Source organism: Edaphobacter sp. 4G125, from assembly GCF_014274685.1.
GTDB lineage: Bacteria > Acidobacteriota > Terriglobia > Terriglobales > Acidobacteriaceae > Edaphobacter.
Window position 1 is genome coordinate 3,542,274 of record NZ_CP060393.1, and the last position, 23,725, is coordinate 3,565,998.

General features: G+C 56.6%; 25 protein-coding genes. 7 read left to right on the forward strand and 18 right to left on the reverse strand.

What is annotated here, in order from left to right:
* Positions 1-30 precede the first annotated feature (30 nt).
* Both guaB and H7846_RS14750 read right to left on the reverse strand, forming a co-directional pair.
* Positions 31-1,554, reverse strand: coding sequence for an IMP dehydrogenase (guaB, locus tag H7846_RS14745; protein WP_186693112.1), 1,524 nt, complete (start codon positions 1,552-1,554; stop codon positions 31-33).
* A gap of 176 nt (positions 1,555-1,730) precedes the next feature.
* A complete protein-coding gene (locus H7846_RS14750) occupies positions 1,731-2,033 on the reverse strand; it encodes a hypothetical protein (protein ID WP_186693114.1) in 303 nt (100 codons plus the stop codon).
* Positions 2,034-2,300: 267 nt separating this feature from the next.
* Between H7846_RS14750 and H7846_RS14755 the strand changes: the two genes are divergently transcribed.
* The 3 genes from H7846_RS14755 (at position 2,301) to infB (ending at position 7,805) form a co-directional block, all read left to right on the forward strand.
* Positions 2,301-2,891, forward strand: coding sequence for a ribosome maturation factor RimP (locus H7846_RS14755; protein WP_186693115.1), 591 nt, complete (start codon positions 2,301-2,303; stop codon positions 2,889-2,891).
* An 80-nt stretch (positions 2,892-2,971) separates the two neighbouring features.
* Positions 2,972-4,561 carry a transcription termination factor NusA gene (gene nusA / locus H7846_RS14760; protein WP_186693117.1) on the forward strand — a complete coding sequence of 530 codons (1,590 nt, stop codon included), beginning with the start codon at positions 2,972-2,974 and terminating at the stop codon, positions 4,559-4,561.
* A 127-nt stretch (positions 4,562-4,688) separates the two neighbouring features.
* Positions 4,689-7,805, forward strand: coding sequence for a translation initiation factor IF-2 (gene infB, locus H7846_RS14765; RefSeq protein ID WP_186693119.1), 3,117 nt, complete (start codon positions 4,689-4,691; stop codon positions 7,803-7,805).
* Between the two features lie 71 nt (positions 7,806-7,876).
* Here the strand turns inward: infB and H7846_RS14770 are convergent, their stop codons facing one another.
* The gene (locus tag H7846_RS14770) at positions 7,877-11,068 is read right to left on the reverse strand and encodes a TonB-dependent receptor (protein ID WP_255460665.1); all 3,192 of its coding nucleotides are present in this window, start codon (positions 11,066-11,068) and stop codon (positions 7,877-7,879) included.
* A 339-nt stretch (positions 11,069-11,407) separates the two neighbouring features.
* Between H7846_RS14770 and H7846_RS14775 the strand changes: the two genes are divergently transcribed.
* The 4 genes from H7846_RS14775 to H7846_RS14790 all read left to right on the forward strand — a co-directional run bounded on the left by H7846_RS14775 (position 11,408) and on the right by H7846_RS14790 (position 14,410).
* Positions 11,408-12,325: a bifunctional helix-turn-helix transcriptional regulator/GNAT family N-acetyltransferase gene (locus H7846_RS14775; protein ID WP_186693123.1), complete on the forward strand. Its 918-nt coding sequence runs from the start codon at positions 11,408-11,410 to the stop codon at positions 12,323-12,325.
* A gap of 233 nt (positions 12,326-12,558) precedes the next feature.
* A complete protein-coding gene (locus H7846_RS14780) occupies positions 12,559-13,776 on the forward strand; it encodes a M24 family metallopeptidase (protein ID WP_255460666.1) in 1,218 nt (405 codons plus the stop codon).
* A gap of 44 nt (positions 13,777-13,820) precedes the next feature.
* Positions 13,821-14,237: a DUF6677 family protein gene (locus H7846_RS14785; protein ID WP_186693124.1), complete on the forward strand. Its 417-nt coding sequence runs from the start codon at positions 13,821-13,823 to the stop codon at positions 14,235-14,237.
* Positions 14,234-14,410 carry a hypothetical protein gene (locus H7846_RS14790; protein WP_186693126.1) on the forward strand — a complete coding sequence of 59 codons (177 nt, stop codon included), beginning with the start codon at positions 14,234-14,236 and terminating at the stop codon, positions 14,408-14,410. Before H7846_RS14785 ends, H7846_RS14790 begins: the two co-directional genes overlap by 4 nt.
* On the opposite strand, the gene H7846_RS14795 is transcribed toward H7846_RS14790, so the two are convergent.
* The 15 genes from H7846_RS14795 to rplR all read right to left on the reverse strand — a co-directional run bounded on the left by H7846_RS14795 (position 14,407) and on the right by rplR (position 23,686).
* Entirely contained in the window at positions 14,407-14,700 is a 294-nt protein-coding gene (locus tag H7846_RS14795) for an ArsR/SmtB family transcription factor (RefSeq protein WP_186693127.1), read from the reverse strand. The genes H7846_RS14790 and H7846_RS14795 overlap by 4 nt on opposite strands.
* Before the next feature lie 86 nt (positions 14,701-14,786).
* Positions 14,787-15,263 (reverse strand): 50S ribosomal protein L17, encoded by a 477-nt coding sequence (rplQ, locus tag H7846_RS14800; protein ID WP_186693129.1) that lies wholly within the window; start codon positions 15,261-15,263, stop codon positions 14,787-14,789.
* Between the two features lie 93 nt (positions 15,264-15,356).
* Complete coding sequence (locus tag H7846_RS14805) at positions 15,357-16,448, reverse strand: DNA-directed RNA polymerase subunit alpha (protein WP_186693131.1); 1,092 nt, start codon at positions 16,446-16,448, stop codon at positions 15,357-15,359.
* A gap of 147 nt (positions 16,449-16,595) precedes the next feature.
* Positions 16,596-17,228, reverse strand: coding sequence for a 30S ribosomal protein S4 (gene rpsD, locus H7846_RS14810; protein WP_186693133.1), 633 nt, complete (start codon positions 17,226-17,228; stop codon positions 16,596-16,598).
* A gap of 123 nt (positions 17,229-17,351) precedes the next feature.
* Complete coding sequence (gene rpsK, locus H7846_RS14815) at positions 17,352-17,774, reverse strand: 30S ribosomal protein S11 (RefSeq protein ID WP_186693135.1); 423 nt, start codon at positions 17,772-17,774, stop codon at positions 17,352-17,354.
* 3 nt (positions 17,775-17,777) lie between these two features.
* Positions 17,778-18,158 (reverse strand): 30S ribosomal protein S13, encoded by a 381-nt coding sequence (gene rpsM / locus H7846_RS14820; protein WP_186693137.1) that lies wholly within the window; start codon positions 18,156-18,158, stop codon positions 17,778-17,780.
* A gap of 159 nt (positions 18,159-18,317) precedes the next feature.
* Positions 18,318-18,431 (reverse strand): 50S ribosomal protein L36, encoded by a 114-nt coding sequence (gene rpmJ / locus H7846_RS14825; protein WP_013581269.1) that lies wholly within the window; start codon positions 18,429-18,431, stop codon positions 18,318-18,320.
* A 129-nt stretch (positions 18,432-18,560) separates the two neighbouring features.
* Positions 18,561-18,779, reverse strand: a complete 219-nt coding sequence (infA, locus tag H7846_RS14830) for a translation initiation factor IF-1 (protein ID WP_022841827.1) — start codon at positions 18,777-18,779, stop codon at positions 18,561-18,563.
* A 191-nt stretch (positions 18,780-18,970) separates the two neighbouring features.
* Positions 18,971-19,720: a type I methionyl aminopeptidase gene (gene map, locus H7846_RS14835; RefSeq protein WP_186693139.1), complete on the reverse strand. Its 750-nt coding sequence runs from the start codon at positions 19,718-19,720 to the stop codon at positions 18,971-18,973.
* Between the two features lie 6 nt (positions 19,721-19,726).
* Positions 19,727-20,458: an adenylate kinase gene (locus H7846_RS14840; protein ID WP_186693141.1), complete on the reverse strand. Its 732-nt coding sequence runs from the start codon at positions 20,456-20,458 to the stop codon at positions 19,727-19,729.
* Between the two features lie 13 nt (positions 20,459-20,471).
* The gene (gene secY, locus H7846_RS14845; protein ID WP_186693143.1) at positions 20,472-21,884 is read right to left on the reverse strand and encodes a preprotein translocase subunit SecY; all 1,413 of its coding nucleotides are present in this window, start codon (positions 21,882-21,884) and stop codon (positions 20,472-20,474) included.
* Between the two features lie 104 nt (positions 21,885-21,988).
* A complete protein-coding gene (gene rplO / locus H7846_RS14850; protein WP_186693145.1) occupies positions 21,989-22,450 on the reverse strand; it encodes a 50S ribosomal protein L15 in 462 nt (153 codons plus the stop codon).
* Positions 22,451-22,539: 89 nt separating this feature from the next.
* The gene (gene rpmD, locus H7846_RS14855; RefSeq protein ID WP_186693147.1) at positions 22,540-22,728 is read right to left on the reverse strand and encodes a 50S ribosomal protein L30; all 189 of its coding nucleotides are present in this window, start codon (positions 22,726-22,728) and stop codon (positions 22,540-22,542) included.
* Between the two features lie 28 nt (positions 22,729-22,756).
* Positions 22,757-23,263 carry a 30S ribosomal protein S5 gene (gene rpsE, locus H7846_RS14860; protein WP_186693149.1) on the reverse strand — a complete coding sequence of 169 codons (507 nt, stop codon included), beginning with the start codon at positions 23,261-23,263 and terminating at the stop codon, positions 22,757-22,759.
* A gap of 57 nt (positions 23,264-23,320) precedes the next feature.
* Positions 23,321-23,686, reverse strand: coding sequence for a 50S ribosomal protein L18 (gene rplR, locus H7846_RS14865; RefSeq protein WP_186693151.1), 366 nt, complete (start codon positions 23,684-23,686; stop codon positions 23,321-23,323).
* Positions 23,687-23,725 lie beyond the last annotated feature (39 nt).

Genomic DNA, 23,725 nt, shown 5'->3' on the forward strand with positions numbered 1-23,725 from the left:
CTAATCAGCTCTTGACAAGCTTTTTCACGCCTACTCGACGTGATAGTTCGGCGCCTCACGGGTAATGATGACATCGTGAACGTGGCTTTCGCGCAAGCCTGAACCGGAGATACGCACGAAACGAGCGTTCTGTTGAAGCTCTTCGATCGAGGAACATCCGAGATATCCCATGCCGGAACGCAAACCGCCTACAAGCTGATAGACCATTCCTTCCAGTGGACCGCGGTGTGGGACACGGCCTTCGATTCCTTCAGGAACGAATTTGGCCAGCCGATTGGAGCTTGAAGACTCACGCGCCGTAAGGTCGGTGCGCTCAGTGCTGGCGTCAGAGATATCGTCGCGTCCCTGGAAGTAACGCTCGCCGGAGCCTTGCGCCATGGCCGAAAGAGAACCCATGCCGCGATAGGCCTTGAAGCTGCGGCCCTGATAGAGAATCGTCTCACCCGGGGACTCGTCGACACCGGCAAAGAGCGACCCCATCATCACGACCGACGCACCTGCGGCGATGGCCTTGGTGACATCCCCCGAATACTTGATACCGCCATCGGCAATGATCGAAATGCCTGTCTCGCGGCCTGCGCGATATGCCTCGGAGATCGCCGTGATCTGCGGCATTCCAGCGCCGGTGACCATGCGGGTGGTGCAGATGGAACCCGGTCCGATACCGACCTTGACCGCATCCGCTCCTGCCTTGATCAGAGCGAGAGCGCCCTCATAAGTCGCGACATTGCCCGCCAGGACATCGATCTCCGGAAATTTGCGCTTGGTCTCACGAACTGCATCGAGTACGCGAGACGAGTGCCCATGTGCGGAGTCGATGGCGAGCGCGTCCACACGTGCTCGAACCAGCTCCGCGGCACGCTCCAGGAAGTCTCCTGTGGCACCGATCGCTCCAGCTACACGTAGACGACCTTGATCGTCCTTCGATGCATTGGGATACTTGAGCTTCTTCTGAATGTCCTTAACGGTGATCAGCCCTTTGAGCTCGTATTCGTCGTTGACGACGAGCAGTTTTTCTACGCGGTGCTGATGCAGGATCTGCTCGGCCTGTTCAAGAGTCGTTCCTACCGCAACGGTGATGAGGTTGTTCTTGGTCATCACATCGGCGATGGGAATGTCCGTGCGCGAGACGAACCGAAGATCGCGATTGGTCAGGATTCCGACCAGCTTCTTGTTCTTTGTCACGGGAACACCCGAGATCTTGTAGCGGCGCATAACTTCAAGCGCGGCTGCAATCGGCTGCTCCGGCTCAATCGTGACCGGATCGACGATCATACCGGACTCGGAACGCTTGACCTTGTCGATCTCTCCAGCCTGCTGCTCAACCGTGAGGTTGCGATGAACCACGCCCATCCCCCCCTGCTGGGCCATAGCGATGGCCAAGCGGGATTCGGTCACAGTGTCCATCGCCGCAGAGAGTAGTGGCGTATTAAGCGTAATGCGTTGTGTCAGGCGGGTCTGGGTCGAAACCTGGGTGGGAATTACTTCGCTGTATGCGGGTACGAGAAGGACGTCGTCGAAGGTCAGAGCTTCGGGGATCGGGAGATTGATCATGTTGTATTGGGTCCGCCGGCGGGCTTCCCATAGAAGCGCTTAGGGCCATTGGATTTAATGTTTGATTGTACGGTGTGGGCCGAGGATGCAGCAAGGCGAACCAAGTCTTCCCGGAGGAATTCTCTACATATTGATGGAAGTCAAGACAACAAACGTCTTCCACCTTAGAGAGAACATCAAGAGCGACTACAAAGCGGCAGAGGATCATCCTGTCTCCGCTGACGAGCGATACGCTCTAACGCGAAGAAATAAGCCCAGAGATACGGCAGCATGACGAGGATGCCTTTGATGAGTTCGCTCAGCAATTGATGAAGATCGAGCCGCTGATTGGAAAGCGCCATGAGCTGTGCGGCAAAGTATGCGGTAAGAGGGCCAACAAGAACCATCATCAGCAGGGCCGAAACCACGGATTGCCAGGTCGCCCGCCACCATGCCGTATCGCGCCAGGTTCGCTTCCGCCGTACGAGAAGAATGTCCATGCTGCCCCCGGAATGGAAGTATTTTATCCCTCATCTGCGATTCTCTGAGGCATCGGGGTTCATTTGAAATAGCGCGGTAATCGATGTACTATAGAGACCGTTGCAGCGTTTTTTCCGTAGTCCCTTAAGAGCCGTGACATTCCGGCGAAAAGGGCGGAAGAGATGAGTGGGCTTGAGCCCACTTTTTATTTGCTTTAAAAGACGCCCTCCAGCCGTTTGTAATGGAGAGCGTAGTACAAGTGGCAAAAAGCGGCATGTGGAACTTGTATGGCATTGAATCTGGACACAATACGGGCAACAGCAGAGCGGGTCGCCGCCTCGCACCATCTAGACGTGGTGGACCTGGAGTTTCAGGGCGCGGGCAAGGCGCGGGCTCTCCGTGTGTTCATCGAAAAGAACGCCGAGGAACGGGCTGGACTGGCCACCAAGGCGACTGCTGAGGGTGCCGAAGAGGATGTCACGCTGCCGAAGGGAGTCCCGGTGGAGACGCTCTCGGGCGTAACCCACGAGGATTGCTCTGCCTTTGCACAGGACTTCGGAACCGTGCTGGATGTGGAGAACCTGATTCCAGGGGCAGAGTACACGCTGGAGGTCTCTTCGCCGGGACTGGAGAGAAAGCTGTACCGGCCTGAGGATTACACGCGCTTCACCGGCTGCCTGGTGAAGGTCCAAACCTTTGCTGCGATCAACAATAACCGGCACTGGCAGGGGCGGCTGACGAAGTTTGAAGGCAATGTGGTGACGCTGGATCTTACTGCGATCAAGCAGAAGGGCAAGGCGAAGAAAGCGGTAACCGCGGCCGAGATCGAGATTCCGCTGGCGAATGTAGAGAAGGCGCAGCTGGTCGCTGAGTTTTAGCCCCTCGACTGCATCAGAAGAAACAGAACAGATTTAACTCCGGGCGGAGCAATCCACCCGGATCTGAAGGACAGACAACGATGGCAAGTGCTTTGTATCAGTCGATTGAGATGTTGAGCCGCGACAAGGGCATCGACCCGAACGTAGTGGTCGGAGCCGTTGAGGACGCCATTGCGCTGGCGACGCGCAAGTACTACAAGACGCAGGAGAATATGCGCGCCGAGATGGACCGTGAGTCCGGCGAGATTCGCGCCTATATCTACAAGACCGTCGTCGACGGTCCAGAGCAGGTCGAGGATGAGATCAACCAGTTGACGCTGGAGCAGGCCCGCGCCCTGGCCCCCGAAGTCGAGATCGGCGGCGAGCTGCGTTTCTACAAAGACACCTCTCCACTGGGCCGCATTGCCGCCCAGATGGCTAAACAGGTGATCTTCCAGAAGGTTCGCGAAGCCGAGCGGGACACCGTCTACAACGAGTACAACCATCGCGCCGGCGAGGTCCTGCTGGCTACCGTTAAACGGCTGGAGCCTATGGATGTCATCTTCGATCTCGGCAAGGCCGAGGCCAGGATGCCGAAGCGCGAACAGAGCCGGCTGGAACAGTTTGCCGTCGGCGAACGGGTCCGCGTGGTTCTGCTGCGCGTAGATCGCGCCGCCAAAGGGCCGCAGGTGATCGTTTCCCGCGCCTCACCGACCCTGGTGCAGAACCTGTTCCAGAGCGAGGTTCCAGAGATCTACGATGGCACCGTTGGGATCAAAGCCATCGCTCGCGAGGCTGGCGAGAGGACCAAGATCGCCGTACAGAGCCGCGACAAGGACGTCGATCCGGTCGGCGCCTGCGTGGGCATGAAGGGGATGCGCGTGCAGTCGATCATCCGCGAGCTGCGCGGCGAAAAGATCGACATCATCGAGTTTTCCGAAGAGATCACGACCTTTGCCGAGAAGGCGTTGCAGCCTGCGAAGGTGAGCCGCGTCTCCATTACGGATCTGGGAGAGAAGCAGCTTGAGGTCATCGTGGACGATACGCAGCTCTCGCTCGCCATCGGCAAGAAGGGCCAGAATGTCCGGCTGGCCGCCAAGTTGTTGCAATGGAAGATCGACATCAAGAGCGAAGAGGAGAAGCGCCAGGAGGTCGAGCAGCAGATGCAGGCCATGAGCGGTGGCCCCTCGACCCCGATCGAGCAGGTCACCGAAATCGGTGAGTCTGTACTCGAGAAGCTGATCGCGGCCGGCATCACCACTGTGGAGGCTCTGGCCGACATGACTCCGGAAGAACTCGAGGAGTTGCCGGGGATCGGAGAAAAGACGGTCGAGAAGATCTCGGTTGCCGTTCGTCACTATTTCGGACAGTACGAAGAGGGCGAGGAGCGTCCGGCGGTAGCGGAGGTTGCATCCACCGAGACGATTGGGGAAGAAAGCTCTACGGAGAAGACTCCCGAAGAGATTCTGGCGAATGAGGCTGGAACGGGCTCCGCAAAAGAGGTCAATGGATTTTCGACCGAGGACATTGCCGCTGCCGAGGAGACGGCTTCGAGTTCCGATGCCCTCAGCGAGGCAGACGCTCGCGAAGAGCAAATTGAGTTGAATAACGATTCGGTGGACACGCTGGTCGATGAAGCCCAGGAGTTCTCCGACGAAGGCATTGATAACGATGGAAACGACCGTGGCTAATTACAAAGGTCGTCAGCTGCGTCGTTACGAGCGCAGCAACATCAGAGATAATAGATTTAATAACCATTCCTACCTCGAAGAGGCTGATATGAGCAGCTAGGGCGCTAGGGAAGTAAAAAAGGAACGGATGAGTAAAGTTCGAATCAACGATCTGGCACGCGAACTGGAAGTGAAGAGCAAGTCCATTCTGGACGCGCTGGTGGCGGTCGGCGTCACGGAGAAGAAGACCCATTCCAGCTCCATTGAAGCGGATGAGGCCGAGCGGGTTCGCAACTATTTGAGCGGTGGACGAAGCTCCACCGGCGCCGCGAAGCCTTCCGCCGACTCGAAGCCGAAATTCGACCTCTCGAAGGTCTCCAAACCGGGCGACGCGCTCAAGGCAATTCTCGAGCGCAAGCAGGCCGAGGCAGCAGCGAAGGCAGCGCCTCCGATTGTAGCCCGCCCTGCGGTCGTGGCACCTCCAGTCGCAGCGGCTCCGACAGCCCCCAAGCCTGGTGCCGCACCCGTCGTATCGGCTGCGGCCAGCGCGTCCGTTCCTGCGACATCTCCCGCAACGGCATCCGGCCCTCGGAAGATCGTTCCGCAGCCCCGTCCCCAGGCCAACATTATCGCTCCGCCTGCGGCAGCCCCGGCGATTGCCAGCAAGCCTCCCGCAGGCCCTGTCGTGGCTCGTCCGGCAGCCCCAGCCCCGCCTGTTGCAGTCCCGGCAGCCACCGCGTCTGGGATTCCCGGCACAACACACCAGGCTGCCACAGGAACTCCGGTCGCAGTGGCTCCGCCCCCCCCAACTCCAGTTGTTCCCGCAGCAGAAAAGCCTATCGTCGCAGCTCCGGCAGCCCCGCCTGCCCCAAGCGCACCCTCGGCTTCGGTTGCCGCAGCAGCGCCACCCGAAGCTCCCGCAGCTCCTGAGGCAGCAGCGGTGCCAGCCGCACCGGCAACCCCCGCAACTCCGGCGCGCCGCGTGATCATGCCGCAAACCGGACCGCGCCCGATCTACACGGCCCCCCCGAAAGCTCCTGGAGTTCCACCGCGCAACCGTCCCATCTTCGAGCGCCCTCGCCCGCAAACAGGCGGCGGACCAGGCGGTGGCCGTCCTCCTCTACCCCCAGGCGCACGCCGTCCCATGCATCCGACGCGCAACTTCCCCGGCGGTTCAGGTGGTCCAGGTGGTCCTCGGCCCGGCTTTGGTGGTCGTCCGGGATTCGGCGGTCCTCGTCCAGGAGCCCCAGGCTTGTTACCACCCGGCTCGGTAGAGGCCCCACCGAGCGGTCGTCCAGCTGGAAGACCGACGCAGCGTCGTGGTGGAAATCAGCGTTACGAAAAGAGCAAAGAAGGCCCAATGAAGGGCTTTGCTCCGCCGCCGCGTTTTGGCGGGGCCCAGATTCCGCAGGAACCTCTGCCAATCACTCGTACCATTACGGTTACGGAAGGAATCAGCGTTAAAGATCTTGCCGAGAAGCTCGACCTCCGGGGCAAAGACCTGATCGCAACCCTGCTGATGAAAGGCGTCTTCGTCACCGTCAACCAGTCGCTGGACAGCGAACTGGTCAAGGACGTGGCGCGTCAATTCGGCGCGGATGCCAATGTTATCTCCGTAGAAGAGCAGTTGGAGAACGAGGCAATCGAGGGCTTCCTGGAAGACACGACCGGCATGACCGAGATCGTGCGCTCTCCGGTCGTCACCGTCATGGGTCATGTCGACCATGGAAAGACCTCGTTGCTCGACGCGATTCGTCAGACCGACGTCGCTGCAGCCGAGGCCGGCGGAATCACGCAGCATATCGGCGCTTACAAGGTCCGTATCACCAAGCCGGACTCTCCGGCCTTCGGTCGCGAGATCGTCTTCCTCGATACCCCGGGGCACGAGGCCTTCACCCGTATGCGTGCACGCGGCGCCAAGGTAACGGACATCGTTGTCGTGGTCGTCGCAGCTGATGACGGCGTGATGCCGCAGACACTTGAGGCGATCGATCACGCTCGCGCCGCCAAGGTCCCCATCATTGTCGCGGTCAACAAGATCGACAAGCCCGAAGCCAATCCGCAACGTGTCATGCAGCAGCTTGCCGAGCGCGGTCTCCAGCCTGACTCCTGGGGCGGCGACACGCCTTTCGTCGAGGTCTCCGCGAAGAAGCGCATCAATCTCGACGGTCTCGAGGAGATGATCTGCCTCGTCGCCGACACCAACGAGCAGAAGGCCACCCCCGACCGTCCCGCTGTCGGAACCGTCATCGAAGCCAAGCTCGATCGCGGCCGCGGTGCCGTCGCTTCGATCCTCGTGCAGAACGGAACTCTCAAGACTGGGGACAGCTACATTGTCGGAAACACCTTCGGCAAGATTCGCGCCATGTTCGACGACCGTGGACGCGCTATCACCGAAGCGGGTCCCTCGACTCCGGTCGAGATCCTCGGTCTCGAGGCTATCCCCGACGCAGGCGATACCTTCCTCGTCATGGCCGATCGCGACCGCGTCAAGGAAATCGCGCGTTACCGCACACTGAAGGAGCGCGAGGCGCAGCTTGCCAAGAGCTCTCGTGTCTCCCTCGAAGGCCTCTCCGAGCAAATCAAGCAGGCCGGCATGAAGGACCTGAACCTCATCCTCAAGGGCGATGTGCAGGGCTCTGTCGAAGTGCTCGCCGATTCGCTCGAGAAGATGTCGACCGAAAAGGTCCGCGTCCGCGTTCTGCGCGCAGGCGTCGGCGCGATCACCGAGTCCGACGTGCTACTGGCCTCGGCCTCGAATGCCGTCATCATCGGCTTCAACGTGCGGCCCGACCGCAAAGCTGCTGAGATCGCCGAGCGCGAGAACGTCGAGATCCGTATCCACTCGATCATCTACGAACTGCAGGACGAGATCACCAAGGCGATGTATGGCCTGCTCGAACCCGTCTTCAAAGAGAACTACCTGGGACGCGCCGAGGTGCTCAATGTCTTCAAGATCACCAAGGTCGGCCAGATCGCGGGCTGCATCGTCCGCGACGGACTCATCCGCCGCGACGCGCAGGTCAAAGTCGAGCGCAACGGCGAGGAAGTCTGGAAGGGTAAGATCTCCTCACTCAAGCGCTTTAAGGACGACGTCTCCGAAGTTCGTCAGGGCGTCGAGTGCGGTATCGATCTGGGCAGCTTCAAGGATATCCAGGTCGGAGACTTCATCGAGGCCTTCACCACCGAACGCCTCGCGGCAGAGCTGGGACAAACCGCAGCCGAACGCAAAGCGGCAGCTTCTACTGAATCAGTCAACGCATAACAGCAGTTCGCAAAACAAGCAGAAGGGCCGGGACAATTCCCGGCCCTTCTTCTTTTCTGATTCCATCTTCATCAGAAGGTCAGCTTCAACCCTGCCTGCATGACGCGCGGCTTGATTGGCCCGGTCGAAGTGATACGACCATAGGTTCCGCTCGACGGATTCGTATCCGGCTGACCATAGGTGATGCGGTTGAAGACGTTAAACATCTCCCACCGAAACTGCACTTTGTAATGTTCGCGCGCTGTCCAGTTCTTCATGATCGCAGCATCGCTGTAGTTAGTACCAGGTCCCTTCAGGATATTGCGTCCGGAGTTGCCAAAGGTTCCGGGAGCATTCTGCTGAAATGCAGCCGTGGTGAAGTATTGATGGAGCCATTGTGGTTTGCTGCCCTGATGCGTCTGAACGATAGCCCCAGGAACAACATCAGCGCGATCACCGTTAATGAGCGATCCGGAGTTGTTGTTGCCATTGCCGCCCGAGATCGAGAACGGTCTCCCCGACTGCATGGTATAGATCGCGCTGATCTCCCACTCGCCCAGCACGCTGCGCACCAGTCCATTCTGTCCCTTGAGGCTTGGAGTGCTGTAAACGGCATTCGTGACCGAGACCAACGGAACGTTGACGTCGGAGATCCCTCGGTTGAAGCGGAGATCGTAGGGATTCGAAATGCCGTTTCCGGTAAACGAAGCATTGCCGGTAGCAGCGATATCGATGTTCTTGGACCAGGTAAAGCTCGTCTGGGCCTGGAAGTTGTGCGAGAAGCGCTTTTCAAACTGCGCCTGCAACGAGTGGTAGCTTGCTGTGCCGTTCGAGTTGATGGTGAGGATTTGGTTGAAGTTGGTCAGGGCACGGATACCACGAACCGCTGCCGCTGTCTGACCAGGATTGGCATCGATGATCAGCGTCTGGTGGTACGACTGGCTACCGACATACGCCAGGTGCATCACCAGGTCGTTTGAGAACTGCTGCTCAACAGAGACATTCCAGCTCTGCGTCATGCCGAGTTTGAAATTTGGACGGAACGCCGCAGGAACACTGGTAACAGCTGGAAAGACGTAGTTCGACGATGGTTTGATGCCTTCATAAACAAAAGGCGGAAAAGGGCTGGCGCCTCCTGTCGAAGCAAAGTTCGCCCAGGGATTCGAAAAATCGATAGGGTTCGAAGCGCTGCCGTTAAGAGTAAACGTCGGGCTAAAGGGCGCGACATCGGCTACGTGGTTATAGGCCGAATACGGCAGCGGTGCAGTAAACATACCGAAACCGGCGCGGAAGGCTGTCTTCGGGCCCGCCTGGTATGCAATCGCGACGCGCGGTTCCCAGTATCCATAGGTGTTCTGAACTAGTGAATCCGGAACGCCATGATCACCAGGAAAGGCCAGCCCGCGAGGTGCGTTGGGAAACATCGTGCTCTGCTGGCCGGGGATATACGCCGCACCGCGTCCATCCTTCGATGCCGGAGCAAGATTGGGATCCCAGCGAATACCGAGCGTAAGCGTCAGGTTCGGACGAGCGCGCCACTGATCCTGCGCGTACGCTCCCAGCAGATTGCCGCTAACATCAGCGATCTCGCCTGCGCCTTGCGTGAAGGAGTAGACACGCCCCAGCAGGAAATCCGCAAGACCAAAGCCCGTCGAATAACCATTGAAGTTGATGATGGCAGCAGCAGGGTAGTAAGTCTGCTCACGAGCGCGCTGGTGCCACAGGTCAGCTCCGAAGGAAAAGGTGTGATTGCCCCGAATCTTCGTCAGGTAATCGGAAAAGCCCCACGAACGCCGCATCTCTCCTGTGTACTCCGCATAAGGCGTGCTGAAACCAGCATTGGCGCTGAAGCCCTCGGAATAACAGACGCCCGCCGGTTCAGTGACATTGATGTACTTCGAGAGACAGAACGCATTGCCGCTGGAATCGCGCTGCGTTCCAGCGTTGAAGACGTGCATCTGATTCCAGAACAGCGAGAGCGCGTTGACCGTACTGGGATTAATCGTCCACGTGTGGTTCAACACCTCGTTGAAGAACTTGCCTTGCTTGCCTGTCGAAATCGCAAGAATATTTCCTGGCGTCGCGGACTCTTTCTTATTGTAGTACTGAATGAAGCTGCGCAACGTGAGACGGTGCCTGTCATTGGGGGCATAATCCAGACGGCCTGTTCCTTCGTCGTATCTCTCCACGGTAGGAGGAGCGGTGTAGTAAACAAGACCGCTCGCTGGGTCCTGACCAAGTGGCAATGCCGTCGTGGCAATCTTTACCGCAGCAGGATTGAAACGACTTGGATCGATGCGATTGTTCACAAAACCACCCGTCAGGGTCTTGGGATAAGCAGAGAAATCGCCGTTCAGCATCGCCGCCGTCGGCGTACTGGTGCTATTGCTCGTCGCCGTCGTTGACTGGCGTGTTCCCTGGTAATTGCCAAAGAAGAAGAGACGATCGCGCTTGATCGGTCCGCCTAAGAAACCGCCGAACTGGTTGCGCCGTAATGGATCGACTTTCTTGGAGAAGTAGTCTGCAGAGTTCAGTGCGCTGTTACGGAGAAACTCAAAGGCGCCGCCATGGAAAGCGTTGGAACCGCTTTTCGTATCGATACTCACGACTGCTCCCGGAGAGAACCCATAGTGCGCATCGAAGTTATTCGAGATTACGCGAAACTCTCCCGTAGCATCTGCATTCGGCGAAGGAGCAGAGAGCGCCATGTACGTGTCCATGTTCGGTACCCCGTCCAGCAGATAGAGAGTACTTCCCTGCCGTCCGCCTCCAGCCGAAGCGCCCGTCTCGTTCGGAAAGGTCGTTTCACCCTGTAGTGTTCCAGCTCCGGTATTCAGCACATTCACTGTGCCAGGCGAAAGAAACACAAGACTCGAAGGATCGCGACCGTTCAATGGCAGTTCGCGAATCGCATGTTCTCCGACTGTGTTGCTCACCTCCGCATTGGTCGTGTTGATCAGCGCGGCACCAGCCTCAACGGTTATGGTCTGGCTCTCGCTGCCGAGCTGGAGAGAAACATCGATTGACGCCTGCTGACTTACAGTTAGCACAATGCCGGACTGTTGAAACTTCTGGAATCCCTTCCCTTCAGCAGTAAGTGAGTAACGCCCCGGAGGCACTGTGGGAAAGCGATAAAGTCCGGAACTGTTGGCATCGGCATTAAAAGAGAGGTTGGTATCGGCGTTGGTCAGGGTTACATGTGCCGAAGGAATGGCCGCACCGGTTGAATCCGTAACAGTTCCGCTAAGAACCGCGCTTCCACCCTGTGCAAAAGCGGTAGACATGAAAACGGTTACAGCAAGGAGACATAAAAAAAGCGGGATCAGCTTTTTCATGATTTATTTCTGGCCTCGAAATCTGAATTTGTGTTGTTGATACGTGAGCTCGTGCTCATCTCTAAACAACAATTTGCTTACAGGCAGCATCAGATCCCGGGTACTTTCAAGTACAAAGCGATCGCTCTGTACCTCGGGCAAGCAGCACCCAGAATAACAGGTACTCAGATATTGTCCAGCCGTACTGATGGCATAGTTGGTTCAACTTCATATCCCATTTATTTGCTCTTCTCAGAGCAATCAATCAATTAGTTGCTTAAAGCAACTAATTAACGATAAATTTATTTCATGTCAGATAGAAACCCTGGACAAGCTCCTGCAGAACAGATCGCACTCGTGCGAGAGTTCAACCGTTTCTACACTGCGCGCCTGGGGCTCCTCCACAAACGGCATCTCGATGGCGAGTTTTCGCTCACAGAAGCTCGCATCCTGTACGAGATTGGAACCACCCCTCGCATGACAGCATCTACGCTGCAAAGCATCCTTGAGCTGGATGCCGGATATATCAGCCGTCTCTTAGCAGCCCTGAGCAAGAACCGGCTGATCAAGAGAAAAACTTCTCAGGTGGATGGCCGCGAGAAACAGCTCACACTCACTGCAATCGGAGAAAAAGCAGTCGCCCGTCTCAATACACTTTCTACGCAGCAGCTACAAGGGATGCTTGCGAAGGTGAGCGCTACAGACCGTCAGGCTCTTGTCGCGTCACTGCAAAACGTTCGTCAGATTTTAAGTAAGAATCAGCCTGCGACGATTCAAATCGAACGGTTGACAAGCATCAACAAAGAGACGCTCGCTATTTTCGAAGAGTACTACGATGCAGTTCACGTCGTGCAACGCGATAAACCCGACAGCCTCAGGAAGATGATCCATGAGTCTGGCTCGGGGATTTGGCTGGCCTATCGAGGAAACGAAGTGGTGGGCTGTGTCGCCCTGCGCACACTTCCCTCCATCCCATACGCCAGCGAATGCAAACGGCTTTATGTGAAGCCATCTGCGCGCGGACATCACGTTGCAGATCAGCTTCTCGACGCGCAGGAAGAATTCGCGCGCAGCCAAGGTATAAAGTGGATTTATCTCGACAGCTATGACGATCTCAAAGCTGCCATTGCGATCTACGAACGACGTGGATATCAACGCTGCAAGCGCTATAACAACAATCCACAGGCGACCTTATTCATGCGGAAGAAGATCGCCTGTGGATCTTAGCCACGCCACGAAGACAGGCGAATAACTTCACAAAAATTACCTCGAACAAATGTGAGATCTTTGTCCGCAAGCACATCAGCCTTTTCGTTTCCAAAGGCTTGACACACCTGATAACCTTAAACCAGTGAAAGAGGTCCGGCATGCGCCGGACCTTCTTGCTTTAAAAGGACTTCGCGGTCCCGGCTCATGTCTTCTGTTTTGAAGACTTTGCATACTTTAGTATGGGAGGGGGGATGACCATGACTCAGACCGCCACTACGACCTTAGGAAGTACAAAATTCGATCTCTCGGCTATTCAGGCTGCACTTCGCGAACATAAATTTGACGGTTGGCTCTTTTACGACCACCACTACCGCGATCCACTGGCCTACCGAATCCTTGGCCTAGGTGAAGATCTGCATGTTACCCGCCGGTGGTTCTACTTCATCCCCGCCCAAGGTGAGCCGAAGAAACTGGTCCATCGAATCGAATCCGGACGGCTCGATACGCTCCCCGGAACGAAAGCTGTCTACTCCTCTTGGCAGGAGCTGGAAGCCGAGGTCACTGCCCTGACTTCGGGAGCGACCAAGATCGCCATGCAGTACTCCCCTCGCAACGCCATCATGTACGTCTCCATGGTCGATGCCGGTACGGTTGAGATGGTGCGCGGGCTTGGCAAGGAGATCGTTAGCTCCGCCGACCTGGTAAGTCTCTTTGAAGCTGTTCTGAACGATGACCAGATCGCGACCCACTACGCTGCCCAGAAGAAAATTGACGCGGTTCTTGCGGCGGGCTGGCAGGAGATCGGACAACAGGTACGTTCGCATGGCGGAACTCACGAGTTCGCTATGGTTGAATGGCTCTCCAAGGCCATGCGTCGCGAGGGAATCGTTTGGGAGCATGGCCCCAACGTCAGCTCCGGAGCCAACGCTGCGGATTCGCACTATGAGCCTACAGCAGAAAACTCAAAACCTATCCGCAAAGATGATTTCGTCCTGATCGATATCTGGGGCAAGCTCGACCGTCCTGATTCCTGCTACTACGACATCACCTGGACTGGCGTCGTCGACCGCGAGCCAACCCCGCGAGAGCAGATGGTCTTTGAGACAGTCAGGAATGCGCGCGATGCAGCGGCAAATGCTGTCCAGCATGCCTTCGCGACAAAAACGCCCATCGCCGGGTGGCAAGCCGACGATGCTGCACGCGGCGTGATCAGGCAGGCAGGTCTTGCGGACTGGTTCACCCATCGCACCGGGCACAACATCGGTCCCGTGCTCCATGGAAACGGAGCCAACCTCGACAATCTCGAAACCCATGACGAACGACTGATCCTGCCCAGAACATGCTTCTCAGTCGAGCCCGGGCTATATTTCCCCGGTGAGTTCGGAATCCGCAGTGAGATCAATATGATTACCCAGCCTGGAAAGGCCGAGGTCACCGGACGCATCCAAACCGAGCTGGTTCGGATATGAAGAACCTTCGAATCACCTGTTTCGTACTGATATGATGAGGTGAGATGACGACGAACGTTCAGGCGCAGACCAGGCCCGCGCAGAAGACTACGACTTTACCACCAGCGCTGATCCTGATTGCAGGCTGGCTGATTCCCGGCGCAGGACATTTTCTGCTCAAGAAGTGGATTCGTGGATTGTTGCTCTTCGTTTCTATCCTGACAATGTTCGGGATTGGCATTGCGCTAAAGGGCAAGGTCTATGGCCCCAACACCGCAGAATTGCTGGACATGCTGAACTTCGCTGGTGACCTCGGAACCGGTCTTCTTTATGTAATTGCCCGAGTCTTTGACCTGGGGCAGGCTTCGGTACAAATCGCCATCGCCGACTACGGCACGAAGTTCATCGTCGTTGCGGGCTTGCTGAATATCATCGCGGCTGTGGATGCACACTCGCTGGCAACAGGGAGGAAGGCTTCGTGACCATCTCGCACTTTGGGGCCGTGCTGCTCTTCTCTCTGTTTACTTCGATTGTCTTCGGAATTACGCAACGGTCAGAACCAAAAATGATGATCCGGTTCGGGGCCTTCTGCTTCGTGCTGTTTGTCGGCGGCACGATCGTAGCCAGCTGGCTGATGTGGCTGATCAAACACTAAATCTTTGAGAGCCGCGCCATGTAGGCTTCCAACGCCTCTCGACGCAACGTGTAATTGACGAACTTTCCGTCACGCGATGATTCCACCAAACCAGCATTCTCCAACTCTTTCATGTGGTGAGAGAGCGTAGCAGCTGTCACTGGAATACAGTCACGGATATCTCCGCAAGCACAATGACCTCCGCCGCGCCCCATTCGCTCAAGGATCTCGAACCGGCGAGGATCGGCCAGAGCGCGAGTGATCAAATGAAACTGGCGATCGGTAAGCGAGATGGAGTTTTTGGTAGCCACATCAATACTTTAATGGAAGTCTCAAAAGCCTACAAAATAAAAGCGGCGCATCCAGCTGGATGCGCCGCTGATTTTATCGGCAGAAATTACGACTCCTGGCCTTCTTCGCCAGCCTGAGGATTCTGCTCTTCGAGCTGCTTCTGGAGCTCTTCACGCTTCTTCGCGCGAGCCTCAGCCCGCTTCTGCGCCTTCTCGTTGAGTTCCTGCTCTGCGCCGATCAGCTCGATGAATGCCATCTCGGCAGCATCGCCCTTACGAGCGCCCGTACGGGTGACGCGGGTGTAGCCACCATTTCGCGAACCATAGCGAGGAGCAACCACAGCAAAAAGGCGGTCAACCGACTCAGGAGTGAGCAGGTAAGCGGCAGCTTGACGGCGCGCATGCACATCGCCGCGCTTGCCCAACGTGATCATCTTCTCGACCAGGGGCTTCGAAGCCTTGGCCTTGGTAATCGTGGTCTCAATGCGATCCATCGTAATGATGGAGGTGACGAGGTTGCGCAGTGTAGCACGACGGTGGCTGGTGTTACGTCCTAATTTGAATCCTGCATTGCGATGGCGCATTTTGATCTCCTTCGGTTTGGGCTTCTGCCCTGAACCGGTTCTTATGGGGTTTGATATGGGGCAGATTCAGTTTCCTGCCCCATAATTTGTGGTTTAGAAGTTGTCCGTTTCGGAAGGAAGGTGAAGATCGTCGTCTTCATCGTCGTCTTCGTCATCGAAGTGACCGAAGCTGGCGGCAAGCGTTGCAGCCGGTAGAACCGAAGTCGGTCCAGGCTGAGGATTGCCGTTCTCGTCAATCTTCATGCCGAGCGACAAGCCCATCTGCGCGAGGATCTCTTTGATCTCGTTCAGCGACTTGCGGCCGAAATTCTTAGTCTTCAGCATCTCGGCTTCGGTCTTCTGGATCAGCTCGCCGATGGTGGCGATATTGGCGTTCTTCAAGCAGTTGTAACTGCGAACCGAAAGCTCCAGCTCTTCAACGGAACGATTCAGGTTCTCATTGCGAATCGCCGGACCATCATGCCCGCCATCGTGACCAACCTCCATCTCCTCCTCGAAGTTGATGAAGATCGTCATGTGATCCTTCAGCAACTTGGCCGAGAGGCCGAGTGCATCCGCCGGAGAAACCGTGCCGTTGGTCCAGATCTCGAGCGTCAGCTTGTCGTAGTCGGTAATCTGACCGAGACGAGCAGCCTCGACGAGGTAGTTGACCTTACGCACAGGCGAGTGGACGCTATCAACCGGGATGAAGCCAAGACCGAGATCGGCATCGAAGTTCTTATCAGCCGAAACATAACCACGACCGCGCTTGAGACGCATCTCCATGTCGATCTTGCCGCCTTCGGAGACGGTGCAGATGTAAATATCCTTATCGAGGATCTCAACATCTCCATCGGCTTCAATCGAGCCGGAGGTAACCACACCGGCAGCGTCGGAGCGCAGATAGAGAGCCTTAGGACCGTCGCCGTTGAGCTTGAATGGAATCTGCTTGAGGTTCAGGATGATGTCGGTTGCGTCTTCGACAACGCCTGCGATCGACTGGAACTCGTGCAGCACACCCTCGATGCGAACGGCGGTAACTGCTGCGCCTTCGATAGACGAGAGCAGAGTGCGACGAAGTGCATTGCCAACGGTGGTGCCGAATCCGCGCTCAAAGGGCTGGGCGCTAAACTTGCCGTACTTTTCGGTGAGAGTCTCGCTATCCACTGCGAGACGCTTGGGCTTCTGGAATCCTCTCCAAAGCATGTGTTTTTCTCCTTTGCCGTCCTAGCCGCGAAGCACTCTGCGGTCTGGCGGGTGATGCGTTTGCGTATTCAGTTGTAGGTTTCGTTGAGGCCCGTTGGCTCACAACGTTGCTGCCGGCCTTCATAAAAGGCCGGCAGCGAAGCTTGCTTACTTGCTGTAAAGTTCGACGATCAGCTGCTCGTTGACCGGGAGCTGGATCTCTTCGCGCTTCGGCAAAGAAAGAACTTTTCCGGAGAAGTTGTCGCGATTGATATCGAGCCACGTAACCGAACGCTGACCGCTGGCAAATTCCTTCGCACTCTCGAGGATCGGGAGTGACTTCGATCCCTCGCGAATCGCAATCTCATCGCCCACCTTGCACTGGAACGAAGGGATGTTGACCTTGCGACCATTGACCTGAACGTGTCCGTGACGAACAATCTGACGGGCCTGACGACGGCTCAGTGCAAAGCCAAGACGGAAGACTACGTTGTCCAAACGGGTCTCAAGCTGTTGCAACAGGAGTTCGCCGGTAACACCGGTCCGGTTCGATGCCTTCTCGTAGTACTCGCGGAACTGGCCTTCGAGCGTGAAATAGATACGCTTGGCCTTCTGCTTTTCACGCAGCTGCAGGCCGTATCCGACGACCTTCTTCTGCTTCTTGGATTGGCCATGCTGGCCTGGGGGGAAGTTGCGCTTCTCAACGGGGCACTTCTCGGTGAAGCACTTGGCTCCCTTGAGGAAAAGCTTGGTGCCGTCGCGGCGGCAAAGGCGGCAGACGGGTCCTGTATAACGTGCCATAACTTTCTTATCTCCTGACTTCGGGTGTCGATCGTTTTACGCGCTGGCTGCGCTTCATCACGATCCGGTTGAGTTCTTCTGCGGGAGCCATTTTCATCTGCTCCCGCAGAAAACGAATTGATGTTACACGCGGCGACGCTTGGGAGGACGGCAGCCGTTGTGCGGAATCGGCGTAACGTCACGGATCGAGCGAACCTCGATTCCAACCGAAGCGAGCGCCCGGATGGCCGACTCGCGGCCCGAACCAGGACCGGAGACGCGGACATCGACCGCACGCAAACCGTGCTCGCGTGCAGCATTGGCAGCGCCCACCGCAGCCTGCTGCGCAGCAAACGGAGTTCCCTTACGGGAGCCACGGAAGCCAAGCGAGCCCGAGCTCTTCCAGCTGAGAGTGTTTCCAGTCTGGTCGGTGATGGTGACGATGGTGTTGTTGAACGAAGCCTGGATAAAGACCAGACCATACGGAACGTTCTTCCGCTCGCGCTTCTTGAACTTCTTACCCTTACCGGCCTTGGCGCCGGCTGCCTTCTGCTGAGTCTTCGCCATGGCTTATTTCGTCGCTTTCTTCTTACCGGCGACAGTGCCCTTACGCGGGCCTTTGCGGGTACGAGCGTTGGTGTGGGTGCGCTGGCCGCGAACCGGAAGTGCACGGCGATGACGAAGGCCACGGTACGACTGAATTTCAATGAGGCGCTTGATATTGAGCGAAACGTCCTTGCGGAGGTCGCCTTCGATCTGGCCCTCCTGCTCAATGACGTGACGGATGCGGTTTAACTGGTCCTCGTCGAGCGAAGCGATCTTGGCGAAGGGATCAATATCTGCCTTTGCCAGAATCTTCGCGGCGCGCGAGTGGCCGATCCCGAAGATGTAAGTGAGTCCGATGCGTACCTGCTTATTGTTCGGTACGTCGACTCCAGAAATACGTGCCATTGGGGTCCTTGTCGTTGGGCTCCGGAAGCTTCGCCACGGAGCGGGTTGATGGTTTTGGCTGTGTCCCGCGGGGTTCAACGCACGCCTTGATTTCGGCGAACTAGCCCTGCGGGGCCGTAAGAGCAAAGATCTTAAAGACAGATCTCTGCTTATTTTTCTTTATCCCTGACGCTGCTTGTGCTTGGCATTCTCGCAGATGACGCGAACGACACCGCGACGGTGAATCACCTTGCACTTGTCACAGATCTTCTTTACTGATGCACGAACCTTCATTGCTTCTCCTAAACAACTTTTAGCTTAGCCCCTGGGTCTTAGACAGGAGCTAAAGCCGCAAGCATGATGCTTGTTTTCGATTGATTTCCAGCTAAAAGCTAATGCTAAAAGCTAGAAGCCGCGCTCGTTCTACTTGTAACGGTAGACGATGCGGCCACGATTGAGATCGTACGGGCTGAGCTCAATCGCAACACGGTCGCCGGGGAGGATACGGATGAAGTTCTTACGCATACGTCCGGAGACATGCGCCAGAGCCTGATGCTTATTCTCAAGCTCTACGCGAAACATTGCGTTCGGCAGGGTCTCAACAACCGTTGCCATTACCTCAATTGCATCTTCCTTCGACAAACGTTCTCCTTGGGAGAGTCCTATCTCTCCACCGAATCTATCCTGAGTGCCGGGGCCCACAGCATGGTTCTTCGAGTAAGAATCCATGGGTGTGCGACATATCGCACACAGCATCTTTTATGATACCCCAATTTCGACCATTTTTCCCAGGGTGAGCGGCTTTCGCCGCAAATTCCCGAGATTTAGCGCCGTTACCGGGTCAAAACCAAAGGACCATTCTCCGTCAGGGCCACAGTATGCTCAAAATGAGCGCTATAACTGCCGTCGACCGTTACCGCGGTCCAGCCATCGGGAAGCACCTTAACCTCTGGCTTACCAGCATTAATCATCGGCTCAATCGCGAGCACCATCCCGGCCTTCAGGCGCGGCCCCTTGCCTCGGGGGCCGAAGTTCGGGACCTGGGGATCTTCGTGCATATTGCGCCCGATCCCATGACCAACAAAATCGCGGACGACCCCAAATCCCTCCGCCTCGCACATCTCCTGGACCGCCGCGGAGATATCAAAGAGTCTTCCACCAACTTGGCACTGCTCGATCGCAGCCTCCAGGGAAGCCTGGGTAACCTCAAGGAGCCTTGCAACGCGCGGCTCAGGCTCACCGACCGCATAGGTTACAGCAGCGTCCGAGTAATAACCATCGAGGATGACGCCGCAATCAATGGAAAGAACGTCGCCATTCTTGAGGACCCGCTTTCGATTCGGCATTCCATGAACCACCTCTTCGTTGATCGAGGTGCAGAGGGCCCATGGAAATCCGTGATAGCCCTTGAAGGCTGCCTTACCGCCCAGTTCGGCAATCTTTGCGACAGCAATCTCTTCGAGGTCCATCGTGGAAGCTCCCGCCTTGACATGGGGGGCCATCGCGTCGTGGACCTTGCGAAGGGCCTTGCCGGAGATCCGCATCTTCTCGATCTCCTGCGGGGTTTTGATCATGATCGCCATAGGCGATTATTCTCCTGCCTGACGAAGCTCTCGAAGCGCGGATTCGATTGCAGCCGTTACCTGCTCCACAGTGTGCGCTCCATCGACCTCACGGAAACGCCCCTGATGGCTGTAGTGTTCGATCACGGGAGCCGTCAATGAGTTATACGCTTTCATTCGTTCCACAAAGGCCGCTTCAGTGTCGTCGGAACGATGTTGAAGCGAAGCACCTTCGTTATCGCAAACGCCTTCCTTCTTCGGAGGCTTCGAATAGATGTTATAGATGGTCTTACAGACCGGGCATATGCGCCGTCCGGTGATCCGGCGAAGTAACTCCTGCTCATCGACCCGGATGTTGACCGCAACTAGAGGCAGCGCGACTGCGCCGACACTCTTCTCGAGCGAAATCAGGTGGGAATCCAGCCACTCAGCCTGTCCGAGAGTCCGGGGATAGCCATCGAGGATATAACCGCGCTGAACATCGGCCTGCGTGAGACGGGCGCCAACCATGTCGTTCACCATCTGGTCCGGAACAAGCTGCCCCTGGTCCATCAGGCCCTTGGCAGACTTGCCGAGATCCGTACCCCGGGCAATGTTATCGCGAAGAATGTCTCCGGTTGAGATCTGTGGAATCCCAAAGTCCGCCATCAAGCGCTGCGCCTGAGTTCCCTTGCCTACGCCGGGAGCTCCCAGAAGAAGAACCGGCCCGGGCAGAAAACCTTCTGCCGGGGCCTGAGTGTGTGCAGAGTCAGAAGCCAAGGTTCCCAATCTCCTACCAGCTCTTGCGTCCGCGGATTCGGCCGCTCTTGGGAGTAAAGCCGTCGTAGTGACGCATGATAAGTTGCGATTCGATCTGCTGAACCGTGTCCATAGCAACACCAACCACAATCAGAAGACTGGTGCCACCAAAGTAAAAGGTCACACCAAGACCATTCGTTACCCAGGTTGGCAACTTGTCGAAGATCGGTCCGACCAGCCAAAGGTGATTGAAGTGGATTCCGCTGATGATCATTTGAGGAATCATGACGATGATGACCAGATAAATCGCGCCCACCAGAGTAATCCTGGTCAGCACGTCGTTGATGAAATCAGCAGTGCGCTTGCCGGGGCGAATTCCGGGGATAAAGCCGCCGTACTTCCGCATATTGTCTGCGATGTCATCGGGACGGAAGACAATGGAGATATAGAAGTAGGCGAAGAAGACGATCGCCACAATGAAGACAAGTTCGTAGAACGGCTCGCCCGGCGAGATGTACTGGAAGAGTGGTCCCAGAATCTTGGTGTCGCGCAACGGAGCGCTGCCAAAGAAACTCATTCCGGCAAAGAGGAGCGGCGCCGAAAGAATCGAGCTGGCGAAGATCACTGGCATAACGCCACCGGAGTTGACCCGGAGCGGAAGGTGTGTCGACTGCCCCCCCATCATACGGCGACCGACGATTCGCTTCGCATACTGCACCGGAATGCGACGTTCGGAACGCTCTACGAACACGATGAAGGCGACAACAGCGATCATGCCTGCGACGAGGATCACAAGGGCAATTGGAGTGAATGCTCCCCAGGCGCTGGTCTGGAACTTATCGTAAAGTTCAGCAACTCCTTTGGGGACACCGACCACGATGCCGGCGAAGATGAGCAACGACATTCCGTTGCCAATTCCGCGTTCGGTAATCTGCTCACCCAACCACATGATGAACGTTGTTCCGGCGGTTAGAGTCAGTACGCAAAGCGGGATAAACGCTGCGCGCGGGATCGTAACCATGGAAGACCCGGTCGTGGTATTCGTCAGAGTCAAGGCAATCGTAAAGGACTGCACTATTCCCAGAAGAACCGTAACGTAACGGGTCCACTGGGTGATCTTGCGACGACCAAGCTCGCCTTCTTTCTGCAGCTTCGCCAGCGGCTCATAGATTACCGTGAGCAGCTGAAAGATGATCGATGCCGTAATGTACGGCATGATGCCGAGAGCGAAGATGGTCAGCTTGCGCAGGTTGCCGCCGGAAAACAGGTCGACCAACCCAAGCGCCGAGCCAGAGTTCTGATTGAAGAACTCGGCCAGCATGGAGCCATTGATGCCGGGCGTGGGGATATGCGATCCAAGGCGATAGACCGCCAGCATGCCCAGCGTAAACAGGACGCGCTTACGCAGGTCTGGAATACGGAAGATGTTTGCGAACTTGTCGAACATCGGAGAGAGGAACCTCGAGGTGGTACAGACGATTCTTTGGAAAACGGCAACGCGAGGGAAGCCCTCGCCTGCCTCGATTTTACATGCTCGCAGACTTCGCCGGATTAGGCGATGAGAACAGCCTTGCCGCCAGCCTTCTCGATCGCCTCCTGGGCGGTCTTCGAAAACTTGTGAGCGTGAATCGTAACAGCCGCCTTGATCTCTCCATTATTGAGGACTTTGATCAGGCCGTTCTTCTTACGGAGCAGGCCGAGCGCGACGATCTTCTCCAGCGTGAACTCCGTTTCGTTCGAAGCTGCATGAATCTCGGCAATACGATCGAGGCCAAGCACGGTGTACTCCGTACGGAAGATGTTGGTAAAACCGCGCTTCGGAAGACGACGGTGCAGCGGCATCTGGCCGCCTTCGAAACCACGCATCAGGCGCGACCCGGAACGCGACCCCTGGCCCTTGTGTCCACGGGTCGAAGTCTTACCCATGCCGGAACCCATACCGCGTCCGACACGCTTCTTATTACGATTGGCCTTTGCAGGGGCCTTCAGATTAGAGAGATTACGAACTGACATGATTTCCTCGCTATAACGCCGGGAGATTTATCCCGACTCGCTTTTTGGGACTGGATTAAACCAGTCGATTAAGAGTCGAAAGCTCCGCCCTACTCGACGATACGAACGAGATGGGGGATCTTGGCGACCATGCCGCGGATCGACGGCGAATCCTCACGCTCGACAATCTGGTTCAACCGGGTAAAGCCCAGCCCTTTGACGACGAGCTTGTGCTTCTCCGGCGTAGCGATCTTCGAGCGGAAATACTGCAGCTTGATTTTGCCCTTGGTTTCAGCCATGGCTAAAAAACTCCTCTTTAACTTTTGCTTACAGCTCTTCTTCTGCCTTGCCACGCAGTGTGGCGACCTCAGCCTTGTTACGAAGCTGGGCGAGAGCATCGAAGGTAGCCTTGATAACGTTATGCGGATTCTTGGTTCCGATGGACTTCGTCAGCACATTCTGCACACCAGCCGAGGTCATGACCGCGCGAACCGTACCTCCAGCGATAACGCCGGTGCCTTCGGGGGCGGGCTTCAGCATCACATGACCTGCGCCGTAGTGGCCCAAAACCTGGTGCGGAATCGAAGTCTCAGTCAGGTTCACCTTGAAAAGATTCTTCTTGGCAGCTTCAATCCCCTTACGGATGGCCTGCGGAACCTCTTTGGCCTTCCCTGAACCGTAACCGACGACGCCCTCGGCAGGATCACCGATAACGACCAGCGCGGCGAAAGACATGTTCTTACCGCCCTTGACGACCTTGGTGACGCGGTTGATGCTGACAACCTGGTCCTTCAGGTTGAGCTTGTTCGCGTCGATCTTCTTCTTTGTTGCCATAGTGTCCTATCCAGCTTTCTGGCCGCCCATGATGAGCGCCGTTCAAAAACTTAACTCCTAGAACTCCAGTCCGGCTTCACGGGCTGCGTCAGCGAGAGCTTTGATGCGGCCGTGATAGAGATATCCGCCGCGATCGAAGACAACCTTCTTGATTCCCTTCTCCTGAGCACGTGTCGCAATCAACTTACCGACCTCGGTAGCAGCCGCGATGTTTCCGCCGGCCTTCTTTGCATCGCCCTTCTTTCCAAGCGTTGAGGCGGAGGCGATCGTAACACCAGCTGCATCATCAATCAGCTGCGTATAGATGTGATTCAGTGAACGGTAGACATTCAGACGCGGGCGTTCTGCCGTGCCGGAGAGCTTCTCACGGATGCGCGTATGAACTCGCTTACGGATAACGTCGCGCTTACGGGGTGTAATCATAGCTTGCTTCCTTCCTAACAGCGTCGCCAGAGTACCGAC

Bases quoted from the DNA above. Each gene is read 5' to 3' on its own strand.
- rpsM (WP_186693137.1), bottom strand. From the start codon at position 18,158: ATGGCACGTATTTCTGGAGTCGACGTACCGAACAATAAGCAGGTACGC.
- H7846_RS14780 (WP_255460666.1), top strand. From the start codon at position 12,559: ATGACCATGACTCAGACCGCCACTACGACCTTAGGAAGTACAAAATTC.
- infB (WP_186693119.1), top strand. From the start codon at position 4,689: ATGAGTAAAGTTCGAATCAACGATCTGGCACGCGAACTGGAAGTGAAG.
- H7846_RS14785 (WP_186693124.1), top strand. From the start codon at position 13,821: ATGACGACGAACGTTCAGGCGCAGACCAGGCCCGCGCAGAAGACTACG.
- rplO (WP_186693145.1), bottom strand. From the start codon at position 22,450: ATGTCAGTTCGTAATCTCTCTAATCTGAAGGCCCCTGCAAAGGCCAAT.
- rpsD (WP_186693133.1), bottom strand. From the start codon at position 17,228: ATGGCACGTTATACAGGACCCGTCTGCCGCCTTTGCCGCCGCGACGGC.
- guaB (WP_186693112.1), bottom strand. From the start codon at position 1,554: ATGATCAATCTCCCGATCCCCGAAGCTCTGACCTTCGACGACGTCCTT.
- secY (WP_186693143.1), bottom strand. From the start codon at position 21,884: ATGTTCGACAAGTTCGCAAACATCTTCCGTATTCCAGACCTGCGTAAG.
- rpmD (WP_186693147.1), bottom strand. From the start codon at position 22,728: ATGGCTGAAACCAAGGGCAAAATCAAGCTGCAGTATTTCCGCTCGAAG.
- nusA (WP_186693117.1), top strand. From the start codon at position 2,972: ATGGCAAGTGCTTTGTATCAGTCGATTGAGATGTTGAGCCGCGACAAG.
- H7846_RS14775 (WP_186693123.1), top strand. From the start codon at position 11,408: ATGTCAGATAGAAACCCTGGACAAGCTCCTGCAGAACAGATCGCACTC.
- rplQ (WP_186693129.1), bottom strand. From the start codon at position 15,263: ATGCGCCATCGCAATGCAGGATTCAAATTAGGACGTAACACCAGCCAC.
- rplR (WP_186693151.1), bottom strand. From the start codon at position 23,686: ATGATTACACCCCGTAAGCGCGACGTTATCCGTAAGCGAGTTCATACG.
- H7846_RS14805 (WP_186693131.1), bottom strand. From the start codon at position 16,448: ATGCTTTGGAGAGGATTCCAGAAGCCCAAGCGTCTCGCAGTGGATAGC.
- rpsK (WP_186693135.1), bottom strand. From the start codon at position 17,774: ATGGCGAAGACTCAGCAGAAGGCAGCCGGCGCCAAGGCCGGTAAGGGT.
- H7846_RS14750 (WP_186693114.1), bottom strand. From the start codon at position 2,033: ATGGACATTCTTCTCGTACGGCGGAAGCGAACCTGGCGCGATACGGCA.
- H7846_RS14755 (WP_186693115.1), top strand. From the start codon at position 2,301: ATGGCATTGAATCTGGACACAATACGGGCAACAGCAGAGCGGGTCGCC.
- map (WP_186693139.1), bottom strand. From the start codon at position 19,720: ATGGCGATCATGATCAAAACCCCGCAGGAGATCGAGAAGATGCGGATC.
- H7846_RS14770 (WP_255460665.1), bottom strand. From the start codon at position 11,068: ATGTCTACCGCTTTTGCACAGGGTGGAAGCGCGGTTCTTAGCGGAACT.
- rpsE (WP_186693149.1), bottom strand. From the start codon at position 23,263: ATGGCAACAAAGAAGAAGATCGACGCGAACAAGCTCAACCTGAAGGAC.
- rpmJ (WP_013581269.1), bottom strand. From the start codon at position 18,431: ATGAAGGTTCGTGCATCAGTAAAGAAGATCTGTGACAAGTGCAAGGTG.